General features: G+C 40.2%; 9 protein-coding genes. 3 read left to right on the forward strand and 6 right to left on the reverse strand.

All coding sequences use genetic code 11. From position 1 onward, the window contains the following. Positions 1 to 263: 263 nt before the first annotated feature. The gene (locus DO88_RS04600; RefSeq protein WP_033031136.1) at positions 264 to 2,150 is read right to left on the reverse strand and encodes a transglycosylase SLT domain-containing protein; all 1,887 of its coding nucleotides are present in this window, start codon (positions 2,148 to 2,150) and stop codon (positions 264 to 266) included. A gap of 193 nt (positions 2,151 to 2,343) precedes the next feature. On the opposite strand from DO88_RS04600, the gene fadB reads away from it, so the two are divergent. From fadB to tusA, 3 genes are all read left to right on the forward strand, one after another. Continuing rightward, positions 2,344 to 4,503, forward strand: a complete 2,160-nt coding sequence (gene fadB, locus DO88_RS04595) for a fatty acid oxidation complex subunit alpha FadB (RefSeq protein ID WP_033040329.1) — start codon at positions 2,344 to 2,346, stop codon at positions 4,501 to 4,503. 4 nt (positions 4,504 to 4,507) lie between these two features. Continuing rightward, on the forward strand, positions 4,508 to 5,677 hold the full coding sequence (gene fadA, locus DO88_RS04590; protein WP_004335189.1) for an acetyl-CoA C-acyltransferase FadA: 1,170 nt from the start codon (positions 4,508 to 4,510) through the stop codon (positions 5,675 to 5,677). 294 nt (positions 5,678 to 5,971) lie between these two features. Beyond that, complete coding sequence (tusA, locus tag DO88_RS04585) at positions 5,972 to 6,211, forward strand: sulfurtransferase TusA (protein ID WP_004335190.1); 240 nt, start codon at positions 5,972 to 5,974, stop codon at positions 6,209 to 6,211. 5 nt (positions 6,212 to 6,216) lie between these two features. Here the strand turns inward: tusA and DO88_RS04580 are convergent, their stop codons facing one another. The 5 genes from DO88_RS04580 to gyrB all read right to left on the reverse strand — a co-directional run bounded on the left by DO88_RS04580 (position 6,217) and on the right by gyrB (position 13,961). Then, a complete protein-coding gene (locus DO88_RS04580; protein WP_033040333.1) occupies positions 6,217 to 7,836 on the reverse strand; it encodes a KAP family P-loop NTPase fold protein in 1,620 nt (539 codons plus the stop codon). A 57-nt stretch (positions 7,837 to 7,893) separates the two neighbouring features. After that, complete coding sequence (locus DO88_RS04575; protein WP_033040335.1) at positions 7,894 to 8,343, reverse strand: hypothetical protein; 450 nt, start codon at positions 8,341 to 8,343, stop codon at positions 7,894 to 7,896. A gap of 75 nt (positions 8,344 to 8,418) precedes the next feature. Further along, positions 8,419 to 10,488: a glycine--tRNA ligase subunit beta gene (gene glyS, locus DO88_RS04570; protein ID WP_033040337.1), complete on the reverse strand. Its 2,070-nt coding sequence runs from the start codon at positions 10,486 to 10,488 to the stop codon at positions 8,419 to 8,421. 2 nt (positions 10,489 to 10,490) lie between these two features. Then, positions 10,491 to 11,393, reverse strand: coding sequence for a glycine--tRNA ligase subunit alpha (glyQ, locus tag DO88_RS04565; RefSeq protein ID WP_007377648.1), 903 nt, complete (start codon positions 11,391 to 11,393; stop codon positions 10,491 to 10,493). Positions 11,394 to 11,534: 141 nt separating this feature from the next. Then, complete coding sequence (gene gyrB / locus DO88_RS04560; RefSeq protein ID WP_033040338.1) at positions 11,535 to 13,961, reverse strand: DNA topoisomerase (ATP-hydrolyzing) subunit B; 2,427 nt, start codon at positions 13,959 to 13,961, stop codon at positions 11,535 to 11,537. Position 13,962: the final 1 nt, after the last annotated feature.

The raw sequence follows: 13,962 nt of genomic DNA on the forward strand, positions 1-13,962 counted from the left end.
CTGTTAAATTTAACTTGCTCTGAGTCTACCACTTATACCAATTGCATTAAATTAATGATCTATTATAGCGATAAGAAAATAGCTTAATAACAAGGCTAAAATTATGATACATAGTTGTTCTATATAAATAATTTTTAACGTAGTTATTGAGTTATTTAATACGCTAGAATGATCATGTTTTAATAAAATTGGTATTATCCGCAAAGCGCTCAAAAAAGGGGGTATCTAGCATGTAAATACCCCCCACTTTAAACTTATATTTACTAACCGCCCATTTTCATTTGAAGCAATGGCGCGAGAACATTTCCTTCTCGGCCCATTCTAGTATGGTAAACCTGACGATACGCAAACACATTTTTTACATAATCACGGGTTTCACGATACGGAATAAGCTCCACCCATAATTCAGCCGGAATAGCTTCATCAGGTAGCCAGCGTTTAACACGGTGATACCCTGCATTATATGAAGCCGTTGCTAGTATTTCGTTGCCATGGTTCTTCTTTTTTAAATACTGTAGATAACTGGTACCTAACCTAATATTTGTTTTAGGCTGATATAATCGATTACTCGACACACTGCCTTTATTTACATATTTGGCCGTACTTGGCAATAATTGCATTAAACCACGTGCATTAGCGTGAGAGCGTGCATCAGGGGCAAAAGAACTTTCACGCCTTGCAATAGCAATACTCCAGGCCACATCTATTTTGCTGCGTTTACTGTAGCGTTCAAATACATCTTGAAACGCAAACGGAAAACGTTGCTCTACGTTATCCCACGCTTTAATTTTTGCTAAAGTAAAAATAGTACTGTCGTGCCAGCCCAAATCTGTAGATAGTTGTGATGCAGCTAGCTTTTCTTCATCACTAGAGGTATCAGTTAAGTAATTCCACTCACGGCGAGCCGACGTGAAGCGCTCAAGATCATAAAGCGCTTTTGCTCGTTTAAAGCCGGGGGCATTACTAACGTTATCTACCAGTTCCTTATCAACGATTAAAGGCTCATTATTTAAATCAACTGGCAACCCTAAGCGTGCGGCAGCTAAAAAGCCATAATAATCACGATTAGTCGCTACTTTTTTCCAAATATCGTCTGCTTTTTGCTGCTCGCCACGTTGTGCATAGCTATAAGCTAACCAATATTGCTGGCCGAGGCTTAAATTTTCTTTCCCTGTAAAAAATGCAGCAATCCCCTCCCAATCTTGGGTTTTGAGCATATTGCCCAATTGCCATTGAATAAGCTTGCTGTCTAGTCGCTCTTTTGGCACTTTATTTAGCCAAAAACTCGCTTGCTTATGCCCACTTGAAGCAAGTGACAACGCAAAGGTGTAATAGACATCCGCTTTTTCTTCGTCGCTGTACTTAAATATTTTTTCTATCTTTTCCCATGCTTTTAAAGCGAGTGCCTTATCGCGCCAAACCAAACGCTTAACACCATAAATTGCTATTTGCCCTTCTTTAGCTGATTTTTTTTTGTATCGATATAAACCAGCAGAAGCACTAGGGTCTCGACGCACCTTTAGATATAAATCAGCCAAGTAGCGCTCATTTTTAGGTAATAATGTTTTTAAGTAAGGTAATAAACTTTGCTTGCCACCTTCGGCTGCAAGCGTAATTCGCTGCCAAACAGTTTCTTTATCCATGTAACCTTTTTTACGCCACACTGAAAAAAGCTCGTCGCACTCTTGCGGTTGCGACTTTCCGACAGTCCATAGATCGGTTACTTGATTTAGTATTGCTTTTTCAGGTGCACCTAAATCAAGCTGAAAATCCAAATAAGTGCACGTAAGCTCTGTATTTGATGTTTCACGGTAATTATTAATATATGCCGCTTTTTTATTTTTCTTTTTTAAATACGCTAACCATGCTTTACGCACCGGCCATTCAAGGGGCGTATGCTGATAAATAGTTAAATAGTTTTCTATTTCTGACTGGTATTTAATATTAGGATGTCGTTGCCAATACGTTTTTTCAACATACGGCTTTAACGGATGGTTAAGGTTACTAACCGCTTGTTTAAAATCTTGATAACTTCCATGACGGACTTTTTTTTCAGCATCTAAAAATGCATCGTTATCAATACTTGCCTCGGCAGAATGAAGAGGGAAAATGAATGCAGCTGCCGCAATGCTTAATAAATATTTTTTCATAATGTCCTTTAATAAAAAATTAAAGTAGTGAATAAAAACTTTTCAACCACCTTAGCACCAAACCAGCTATATTTTAACCAGTCGATTGTAACCGAGTTAAATTTTTCGTTGCATTTTTAATTTAAAGCAAGCACACTGATTGAAATGCAAACTCATCGTACCAGTCTTAGTTCGTCAACTAGGGAGAATAATAATGTTATATAAAAGCGATTCCTTTGAAGTTAGCTTCCTAAAGGAAAACATCGCCGAGTTTAAGTTTTGTGTTGCAGGTTCTGTAAACACACTATCTCAAAAAACTCTTTCAGATTGCGCAGCAGCATTAAAAGAATTAGCCGCCAATACTGATATCAAAGGCATGATTTTTACCAGTGATAAAGAGCACTTTATTATTGGTGCCGATATCTTCGAATTTTTACCTACATTTACTAAACCTGAAGAAGAATTAGTAGTGTGGATCAAAAACGCAACCGACGTATTTGATGCAATTGAAGATTTACCATTCCCAACCCTAAGCGCTATAAACGGTATGGCACTTGGCGGTGGTTGTGAGTGGGCACTTGCTACCGATTATCGTGTAGCAAGCGAAACAGCTAAAATGGGCCTACCAGAAGTTAAACTTGGCATAATGCCAGGGTTTGGTGGCACAGTGCGCTTACCACGCATCATTGGCGCCGATAACGCGATGATGTGGATTACCTCAGGCGCAGAAAACCGCGCAGCAGATGCACTTAAAGTAGGTGCGTTTGACGCAGTAGTTAGTGCTGACGAACTTTTAGAGTCAAGTGTATCAACACTTGAACTGGCAATTGCTGGCAAGTTAGATTGGCAAGCAAAACGCAACGTAAAACTACAGCCACTTAAATTAAACCGTGTTGAGCAAGGCATGAGCTTCGCTATGGCAGAAGGTATGGTAATGGGTAAAACCAAAGGCCACTATCCTGCACCGGTTATGGCTGTACGTACTATTAAAGCAGCGGCAAACTGTACTCGCGATGAAGCAATGGCAATCGAAAATGCCAATTTTGCTAAATTAGCACGTACACCAGAAGCAGCTGCACAAACAGGTATATTCCTAGCTGACCAATACATTAAAGGTAAAGCACGTAAATTTGCTAAGCACAGCGATGTAGAAATTAAGCAAGCCGCTGTATTAGGTGCTGGTATTATGGGTGGCGGTATTGCATACCAGTCTGCTTATAAAGGTACACCTATCATAATGAAAGACATCCAACAAGATGCGCTTGATTTAGGTATGGGTGAAGCGTCTAAGTTATTAGGTGCAAAAGTTAAGCGTGGACACATGCCAATGGAAAAAATGTTGGCAACACTTAGCAAAATTAAGCCAACACTTAACGCGTCAGATCTACAAAATGCCAACATTATTGTTGAAGCCGTTGTAGAAAACCCGAAAGTTAAGCAAGCAGTACTCGCTGATCTTGAAAAGACCATGCCAGAAGGCACGGTACTTACTTCAAACACATCAACTATTTGTATTGATTTACTAGCACAAGCGCTAGATAAGCCAGAAAACTTCTGTGGTATGCACTTTTTCAATCCAGTGCCAAAAATGCCATTAGTAGAAATTATCCGTGGTGCAAAAACCTCAGATAAAACAATTAATGCAGTAGTTGATTACGCGCTTAAATTAGGTAAATCACCAATTGTTGTTAACGATTGCCCAGGCTTTTTTGTAAACCGTGTTTTATTCCCTTACTTTGCAGGTTTTAGCAAATTAGTGGTTGAAGGCGCTAACTTTGCAAAAGTAGATAAAGTAATGGAAAACGTATTTGGCTGGCCTATGGGTCCGGCTTACCTACTTGATGTTGTAGGTATTGATACAGCGTTCCATTGTACTGGCGTAATGGCTGACGGTTTCCCTGAGCGTATGGCGCGTGCTGATAAAGACCCTGTGACTATTTTTGCCAACGAAAAACGTTTTGGTCAAAAGAACAAAGCCGGTTTTTACAAATACGAAACAGATCGCCGCGGTCGTCTTAAAAAGTCTCATGACGAGACAGCAATTGAGCTATTAAGCCCAATTACAGACGCACCAAAAGAATTTGATAAACAAGAAATCATCGACCGTTGTATGATTCCAATGATCAACGAAGTGCTACTGTGCTTGCAAGAAGGCATTGTTGCCTCGCCGCAAGAAGCAGATATGGCATTAGTTTACGGTGTTGGTTTCCCTCCATTTAGAGGCGGCGCGTTCCGTTACTTAGATCAAACTGGTTTAGCTAACTTTGTTGCAGCAGCAGACAAATACGCTCACCTAGGTGCGATTTACCAAGTATCTGAGCAAACTCGCAAGTGGGCCGAAGAAGGTCGTGTTTTCTATAAGGTGGAAGGTTAATATCATGAATAATCCAGTAATTGTAGATTGTATCCGCACACCAATGGGTCGCTCTAAAAGTGGTGTATTCAAACATAAACGTGCAGAAGACCTAAGCGCACATTTAATGAAAGGCTTACTAGATCGCAACCCAGCAGTTGATCCAGCATCGATTGACGATATTTATTGGGGTTGTGTACAGCAAACATTAGAGCAAGGCTTTAACGTAGCACGTAACGCATCATTGCTTGCCGGTATTCCGCACAGCGTTCCTGCTGTTACGGTTAACCGTTTATGTGGCTCTTCTATGCAAGCATTGCATGACGCAGCACGCGCAATAATGACAGGCGCTGGCGACACTTACCTAATTGGTGGTGTTGAGCACATGGGTCACGTACCTATGACTCACGGCAACGACTTTCACCCAGGCTTAGCAACATCAATTGCACAAGCGTCTGGCTCTATGGGCTTAACAGCAGAATACCTTGCAACGCTTCATGGCATTAGCCGTGAGCAACAAGATGAATTTGCTTACCGTTCACATCAACGTGCACAAGCTGCAACTGTTGAAGGCCGTTTCCGTCGCGAAATTTTAGCAATGGAAGGTCACGCAGCAGATGGTTCGCTTATCTTAGTTGAAGACGACGAAGTCATTCGCCCAGAAACAACTGTAGAAGGCCTATCAAAGCTTCGCCCTGTATTTAATCCTGCATCGGGTACGGTAACAGCCGGTACTTCTTCAGCACTTTCTGACGGCGCATCTGCAATGTTAGTAATGAGCGAAGAAAAAGCAAAAGAACTTGGTTTACCAATTCGTGCGCGCATTAAAGCAATGGCAGTCGCTGGTTGCGACCCATCAATTATGGGTTACGGCCCAGTACCAGCAAGTAAAAAAGCACTTGCACAAGCCGGTATTACAATTGATGACCTAGGCGTAGTAGAACTTAACGAAGCCTTTGCAGCACAATCATTACCTGTAATGAAAGATTTAGGGTTAATGGATGTTGTTGACGAAAAAGTGAATTTAAATGGCGGCGCAATCGCACTTGGTCACCCTCTGGGTTGTTCGGGTTCGCGTATTAGCACATCGCTTATTCACTTAATGGAAGACAAAAATGTACGATACGGTTTAGCAACCATGTGTATTGGTTTAGGCCAAGGCATTGCAACTGTATTTGAACGTGTTCAAGACTAATTAGTTTGAACATGTAAAACCATCTTGGTGATTAAAAAGGCGAACTGATTTTATTCAGTTCGCCTTTTTTATTAGCTTCAATTAAGTGAAGACAACCCTTTATGAAGCAAGTATGTAACTACGTAATTATGTGATCGGGCGTATTATTAGATAAAGTCTTTTGAAGCTGCTAAAAGCATTAAGTAAAATAGTTAAATTACACTTAAAATTGCGTTAAACTGCCAAACTTATTAATTGCTATACCTAAGCACTGGCGTACACAACAATCACTTTAATTAAACAGGCCAATTTATTATGAGCTTTGATAATCCCGATCACCAATTAGATGCCATAGGCCTTCGCTGCCCAGAGCCAGTAATGATGGTACGTGCTGCTATTCGTAAAATGAATGACGGTGAAACGTTATTAATAACCGCTGATGACCCATCAACCACTCGCGACATTCCGAGCTTTTGTACGTTTATGGATCACACGCTGGTGGCTAAAGATGCAGAAGAAGCACCGTATAGGTATGTGGTGAAGAAAGGGCTTTAAAGTTATTAGTTGTCAGCAAATTTACTTGTTAAGCCAATTAGATTCAAGTAATCATTTGCAGTAAAACTATTTACTCCGGAGAATGTCATGTGAGCTTCTAATAGCTGAGATTCACTGATAACGCCTCTCCCATCATAACCAAACGTATTTAAGTAGTTAGTCTTTTTTATATTGTCACCTCTTTTTAATACATTTTGAAAGCTACGAAGATAAGTAAAAAGATCCATCTTTGAAAACTCTGAAAAATGCTTCATAAGTGTTTGTCGCTCATAGCCATCTGAAATAGGTGACTGTTTGCTCCTGCCTAAGAGCTTGGCAGAGTTGATCATTTCCTTCAAGTATCCAGACAAATTTAACTCTTTAGCTGAAAGCTTTAAGTCAGTAACTTTATTGTTAATAACAAACGGGTTATCTTTGAAGATCAAACACACATAGTCATATTGAGGTTTATTGAACATATATAAGCAAAGTAAGATTAGTAGAACCAGAATATCTACTGTTTTCTCTTCGCCAATTAACTCTATACTTGTAAGTAATCTATCTGCTAATTGTATAGCTGATCTAGGTGCTAAATTTTGCCAATTAGAAATTTCAGCGATAAACGAAGATAGTTGTTTTTTTATATCATCCCCTTGAGATAAAAGCGGAAACAGTAAAATGCTTTTTTGTTCAAGATATTGATTATCTAATACAGTAAAATCGCAGTTTGCTTCTAGTAAACTCGCGGAAATCCCAACATCTAGATGGTATTTTGTATCGAAGAACCTCCTTAAATAATTATCAGCATTAAAGTCATTTCCATACAAAGCTTTTATCGTATGCTGTAACTCTTCCGTATGAGTTGATACTACAATCACTAGCCCTTCAATATCGAAAATATGTTTTATCGCTTCAAGCATTTCTACGGCATAAGTTGGTCGACATCGATCTAACTCATCTATAAATATAAACGCAGGATAACTTCGAGTTATTGCTTGCAAGCCTCCTTTTGGCTTTTCAATCGAGTATTTTACTAACTCTTTAATAGTGTCCTTTAGCTCTTTTACTCCCTTCTTATAGTCACTATGCTCTTTAAACGCTTGCGTAGTCATTGCTTCCATAGCAGCTGACAAATCTAATGGTTTATTGTTTTGTGTTGATGACGAAGTATCTGTGTCAGAGTTTTCGTCTACAAATAGGTCTTCAATATCAAAGCCACCATATCGCTTAACCAATGCTGCTAAAATTTTTGGTAATACAGATATACCTATATTTTCAAAACGCTTTTTCTTTTCTTTACTTAAGTAACTTTGATTAACTGTTTTTAGAAGCTGCTCTTGAATTTCAGCTAGTACAGTAATTATGGGGGAATCCATAAAGTCATTCGACCAAGCATCTATATAAATAACTGGGTGTTCATGCTTTAAATCTTCAGCCCAACGTTTTACGAAATAAGTTTTACCTGCCCCCCATTCCGCATTTACGTTAATTACATAAGAGGATTTATTGGGCTTCTCCCTATTCGAATTTGAGCGACGAACAAGGATCTTAGTAAGCAGTTCTGCATCTTGCTTTCTATTTAGTTGATCAGCAGGATAAGTAATATCATCAATTTTTATTTCTTCGTTCCATTCTTTAGTTTTCATACAACGTCCTTGTCAAAAATCCATTAATTCACTCGGGCAGCTTTAAAAATACAGCTATCACTTCTTCGTTATCGTCACTTGTGGCTTGTCGTAGTCACTGTAATCAATACTTACTATGTATGTGCCTTTTATTGCTGGTGTGAAACTAAAGTAGTTATAAATAGTATTACAGTCTGCGATAGCTGGTTGGCCGAGTGTTAGGCTTTGCCCTGCTGGTTGTGAGTCGCTGTAACCACAGTTGTAGCCTTCACTAAAGTCGGCATCGGCTATTTTAAATTCGTACACTTTACCAGGCGTCGAAAATTTCACTTGTGCTTGATAAAGCGCAGGGCCAACTGGTGCAAACTGATACTGGGGTTCTGCATCCCACAGTGTAAAGTCGCCACGTAAGTAAATTGTGCGGTCAAGCTCTTGCTGTGGTAAAACATCGTTAATAGAGATTTGGCTAGTACAGGCAGTAAGTAAACCAGCAATTGCTAAGGTTAATATTCGTTTCATAGAAATCATCAATGGGGTTTCCTTTGCATACAGTGAAAACTAAAAAGCCAGCAAAACGCTGGCTTTTAAAATTGCTAATCGGTGTTATTTTTGTAAAACAGAAATATCTGCAATACCTAAAAACAATCCGCTTAGCTGGCTTAAAAGCGCAAGACGATTTTGCTTAACAGCTTCATCGTCGGCCATAACCATTACGTTGTCAAAAAAGTTATCAACACTTTCACGAATACCTGCCAATTGGCTTAATGCCTCTTGGTAGTTTCCATCTGCGTAAAGTGGTGCAAGGTCAGTGGCAAATTTTGCTACTTGTGATGCTAATACTTTTTCAGCGTCGTCGCTTAATAAGCTCTCATCAACACTACCTTGGCTGGTAATATCGTTTTTAGCCAGAATATTACCTACACGCTTATTAGCTGCTGCAAGCGCTTCTGCTGCGTCTAATGTACGGAAGTGGCTTACGGCTTTAACACGGCGATCAAAATCAACAGGTTTAGTCGGACGACGTGCAAGCACTGCTTGAATTACGTCTACTTCTATACCTTCGTCTTGATACCAAGCACGGAAGCGCCCTAGCATAAATTCAAATACGTCAGTTGATACATTTAAGTTAGTTAACTTGTCGCCAAACAATGTTTGCGATTTAGCTACTAGGTCTAAAATATCAAGTGGTAGTTCTTTTTCTACCATTATACGCAGTGCACCTATAGCAGCACGACGAAGAGCAAATGGGTCTTTGTCACCTTTAGGTGCTTGGCCTATACCAAAAATACCCACCAGCGTGTCAAACTTATCAGCAATCGCTACTGCGCAGCTAATTAAGTTTGTTGGTAAGTTATCTCCTGCAAAGCGTGGCATGTACTGCTCGTTTTGCGCTACGGCTACATCTTCGGCTTCACCATCGTGGCGAGCGTAATGCATTCCCATTACACCTTGTACGTCGGTAAATTCCATTACCATTTCAGTCATTAGGTCAGTTTTACTTAATAAGCCTGCACGCTGCGCTAGGTCTTTATCAGCACCTAATTGCTCAGCAATATAACCTGCAAGCTCACTAATACGCTGAGACTTATCTTTAAGCGTACCAAGTTGCTTTTGGAACAATACGCTATCAAGCGACTCTAATCGGCTTTCTAGGGTTTTCTTTTTATCTGTTTCAAAGAAGAACTGTGCATCGGCTAAACGCGGGCGCACTACTTTTTCGTTACCAGAAATAACCACACTTGGATCTTTACTTTCGATGTTAGATACAAACAAAAACTTATTTAAAAGTTTGCCGTTTTGATCTAATAACGGGAAGTATTTTTGATCGTCTTTCATGGTGTAAATTAACGCTTCGGCTGGTACATCTAAAAATGCTTCTTCAAATGTTGCCGTTAAAGTCACTGGCCACTCTACAAGTGATGTTACTTCTTCTAGTAAATCTTCATCCATTGCAACAACAGCGTTAACTGCGCTTGCAGCCTCTTCTATTTGTGCACGAATTTGTGCTTTACGTTGTTCGTAATCGGCAATAACGTAAGCAGATTTAAGTACGTCAAAAACGTCGTCCGCATGGTTTATGCTAATTTTTTCTGGGTGGTGAAAGCGATGACCCTGAAGCTGGTTAGTTATTTTCTTACCAAGAATTTCACCTTCAAGTAACTCATCACCAAACAAAATAGTTACCGTATGCACAGGACGAATAAATTGTGTTTTATTCGCGCCCCAACGCATTGGTTTAGGGATTGGTAATTTACTTAACGCTTTAGTGATAGCATCTGTCATTAGCGTTTTAGTTTCTTGCCCTGCTACTTTAGCAATGTGCAATAACCAAGCGCCTTTGTCAGTTTCGAGTGTTTGTGCGTCTTTTACTTCAATACCACAACCACGTGCCCAACCCATTGCTGCTTTTGTTGGGTTACCGTCACCGTCAAATGCAGCTTTAGTGGCTGGACCACGCTTTTCAACTTCTTTGTCTTGTTGCTTAGCTTCAAGCGCTTTTACTTGTAAACCTAAACGACGAGGCGATGCATACCAGCTTACGCCTTGGTGTGCTAATTCTAGTGTTTCTAGCTCTGCAGTTAAGTTTGCAGCAAAGGCTTCTGCTAATTTACGCAGTGCTTTTGGTGGCAACTCTTCTGTGCCAATTTCTACTAATAAATTTTGTGCTGACATACTTACTTATCCTTACACAGCGGGAAACCAAGCGCTTCGCGTTTGTCATAGTAACTTTGTGCACACGCTTTTGATAACGCACGAACGCGTAAAATATAACGTTGGCGTTCGGTTACCGAAATTGCGTGGCGTGCGTCTAGTAAGTTAAATGCATGCGATGCTTTCATTACTTGCTCGTAAGCAGGTAGTGGTAAGTTTGCTTCAATTAACTTTTGGCTCTCTGCTTCACATTTATCAAACTGTGCAAATAAGTCTTCTACGTTTGCGTGTTCAAAATTGTAAGTAGACTGCTCTACTTCATTTTGATGGAACACGTCGCCGTAGGTTACGCGCCCTAGTGGACCGTCTGCCCATACTAAGTCGTAAATACTATCTACGCCTTGAATGTACATTGCCAAACGCTCTAGGCCGTAAGTGATCTCACCCGTTACAGGTGAACACTCAATACCACCAACTTGTTGAAAGTAGGTAAACTGCGTTACTTCCATGCCGTTTAACCAAATTTCCCAACCTAGGCCCCACGCACCTAACGTAGGTGATTCCCAGTTATCTTCTACAAAGCGAACTTCGTGAGTTAGCGTATCGATACCCATAGCCGCTAACGAGCCTAAGTAAAGCTCTTGGATGTTATCTGGTGATGGCTTTAAAACCACCTGAAATTGGTAATAGTGTTGCAAGCGATTTGGGTTTTCACCGTAGCGACCATCTGTAGGACGACGACACGGTTGAACGTACGCGCTCGACATTGGTTCTGGACCAATAGACTTTAAAAATGTTTGCGGGTGAAATGTCCCTGCGCCCACTTCCATATCAAGTGGTTGAATAATGACACAGCCTTGCTGCGCCCAATAATCCTGTAAAGCCAGGATCAAACCTTGAAAGGTTTTTACGTCATATTTTTGCATATTTGGCTTTTTACTATCTAAGAAGTAGCGTGAAAATTACCTTTAGTATACCGTGTGTACACTCAGGTTTTAAGCAGTTTGTGTAATTGAAGAAAATAAAAAAGGAGCCATCAGGCTCCTTTTTTGGTGTAAATATTCTTTTTATACGTCTAAGTTAACTACGCGCAATGCGTTAGTTTCAATAAACTCACGACGAGGCTCTACTTGGTCACCCATTAAGGTAGCAAATAATTGATCCGCGCCTACGGCATCTTCGATCGTCACTTGTAACATACGACGAGCACTAGGATCCATTGTGGTTTCCCAAAGCTGGCTTGGGTTCATTTCGCCCAATCCTTTATAACGCTGAATATATAGACCACGTTTAGATTCTGCTATCAACCATTCTAAAGCATCCACAAAGTTATCAACAGGAAGTGTTTTCTCTCCACGTTGAATATAAGCGCCTTCTGTAATGATATTTGCGATGTTAACACCAGTCACAGCAATACGTTGGTAATCGCGTGAGGTAATAAAGTCATAGCTCAACACATGCGATTTATCAACACCATGCTGACGAATATTCACAACCGGATAATATAAATTACGCTCTGTATCATGCTCTGTTGCAGCATTAAAAATAGTCGCATCTTCATCTCGTGCTATTAGGTCGTCTACTAGCTCTTTAGTCCACTCAATTACTTTAGCTTCATCTGAAAGGTCTTCTTTTTTCAGTTCGCTTTGATAAATTAAACGCTCCATTACCGTACTTGGGTATTTACGTTTTAAGCGTTCGATTACTTTAACTGTGTTTTGGTAATCATGAACTATTGTCTCTAGTGCTTCACCTTCAAGCGCCGACGCATCTGCACTTGTATATAAAGCCGCATTATTAAGCGCAAGCGATGTTAAGTATTCAACTAATGCTGGATCATCTTTAATATAACGCTCTTGCTTACCCTTTTTCACTTTGTAAAGTGGTGGCTGAGCAATATAAATATAGCCGCGTTCTACAATTTCAGGCATTTGACGATAGAAGAATGTTAGTAGTAACGTACGAATGTGAGAACCATCCACGTCCGCATCGGTCATGATAATGATACGATGGTAACGTAATTTTTCAGGGTTATATTCGTCACGTCCAATACCACAACCTAATGCAGTAATTAGCGTTGCTACTTCTTGCGAAGATAACATCTTGTCAAAACGTGCTTTTTCTACGTTTAAGATTTTACCCTTAAGCGGAAGAATAGCTTGGTTTTTACGGTTACGTCCCTGCTTGGCTGATCCGCCAGCAGAGTCCCCTTCCACTATATATAGTTCAGATTGGGCTGGGTCTTTTTCTTGGCAATCAGCTAGCTTACCCGGCAAGCCTGCTAAGTCCATTGCACCTTTACGTCGTGTCATTTCACGGGCTTTACGCGCCGCTTCACGTGCACGAGATGCATCAATGATTTTACCAACAACAATTTTGGCATCTACTGGGTTTTCTAATAAAAACTCAGTGAACTTTTCAGCCATTGCTTGCTCAACCGCAGATTTAACTTCGCTTGAAACGAGCTTATCTTTTGTTTGCGATGAGAACTTAGGATCAGGAACTTTAACACTAACAACAGCCGTTAAACCTTCGCGGGCATCATCACCGGTCGCATTACTGGTTGTTTTAGCTTTTTTGTTAAAGCCTTCTTTTTCCATGTAGTTGTTAAGCGTACGTGTTAGCGCAGATCTAAAACCGGCTAAATGAGTACCACCATCACGTTGTGGAATATTATTTGTAAAACAGTAAATGTTTTCTTGGTATGCATCATTCCACTGCATTGATACTTCAACGCTAATACCATCTTCTTCACGTTCATGAGTAAAATGGAATACACCTTTATGTATAGGTGTTTTATTACGGTTTAAGTATTCTACGAAAGCTTGAATACCGCCTTCGTATTTAAAGTGGTCAGATTTATTTTCTTCACGTTCATCATTTAAAATGATGCTCACACCTGAATTGAGGAATGAAAGCTCGCGTAAACGCTTAGCTAAAATTTCGTAATGAAAATCTAAGTTTGTGAATGTTTCACCACTTGGCCAAAAACGCAGTTCTGTACCAGTCGTTTCTGAGTCACCAATAACAGCTAAAGGTGCATCTGGAACACCCATAGTGTAAAACTGCTCGTGTAGTTTACCTTCACGGCGAACGGTAAGTTTTAGTTTTTCTGAAAGTGCATTTACAACAGAAACACCAACACCGTGTAAGCCACCCGATACTTTATAAGAGTTATCATCAAACTTACCACCAGCATGAAGTACCGTCATAATAACTTCGGCTGCTGATACGCCTTCTTCTTCATGGATAGAAGTTGGGATACCACGGCCGTTATCCCGTACTGAGACAGAACCGTCTAAGTGAATAGTTACATAAATATCATCACAATGACCTGCTAGGGCTTCATCGATAGAGTTATCAACGACCTCAAACACCATGTGGTGTAAGCCTGTGCCATCATCGGTGTCCCCAATATACATTCCAGGACGCTTTCTTACTGCGTCTAATCCTTTAAGTACTTTAATACTCGACGAGTCATAATTCTCAGACATG

It is taken from the genome of Pseudoalteromonas sp. S3431, from assembly GCF_000690035.1.
Classification (GTDB): Bacteria; Pseudomonadota; Gammaproteobacteria; order Enterobacterales; family Alteromonadaceae; genus Pseudoalteromonas; species Pseudoalteromonas fuliginea.

Bases quoted from the DNA above. Each gene is read 5' to 3' on its own strand.
- DO88_RS04600 (WP_033031136.1), bottom strand. From the start codon at position 2,150: ATGAAAAAATATTTATTAAGCATTGCGGCAGCTGCATTCATTTTCCCT.
- fadB (WP_033040329.1), top strand. From the start codon at position 2,344: ATGTTATATAAAAGCGATTCCTTTGAAGTTAGCTTCCTAAAGGAAAAC.
- fadA (WP_004335189.1), top strand. From the start codon at position 4,508: ATGAATAATCCAGTAATTGTAGATTGTATCCGCACACCAATGGGTCGC.
- tusA (WP_004335190.1), top strand. From the start codon at position 5,972: ATGAGCTTTGATAATCCCGATCACCAATTAGATGCCATAGGCCTTCGC.
- DO88_RS04580 (WP_033040333.1), bottom strand. From the start codon at position 7,836: ATGAAAACTAAAGAATGGAACGAAGAAATAAAAATTGATGATATTACT.
- DO88_RS04575 (WP_033040335.1), bottom strand. From the start codon at position 8,343: ATGATTTCTATGAAACGAATATTAACCTTAGCAATTGCTGGTTTACTT.
- glyS (WP_033040337.1), bottom strand. From the start codon at position 10,488: ATGTCAGCACAAAATTTATTAGTAGAAATTGGCACAGAAGAGTTGCCA.
- glyQ (WP_007377648.1), bottom strand. From the start codon at position 11,393: ATGCAAAAATATGACGTAAAAACCTTTCAAGGTTTGATCCTGGCTTTA.
- gyrB (WP_033040338.1), bottom strand. From the start codon at position 13,961: ATGTCTGAGAATTATGACTCGTCGAGTATTAAAGTACTTAAAGGATTA.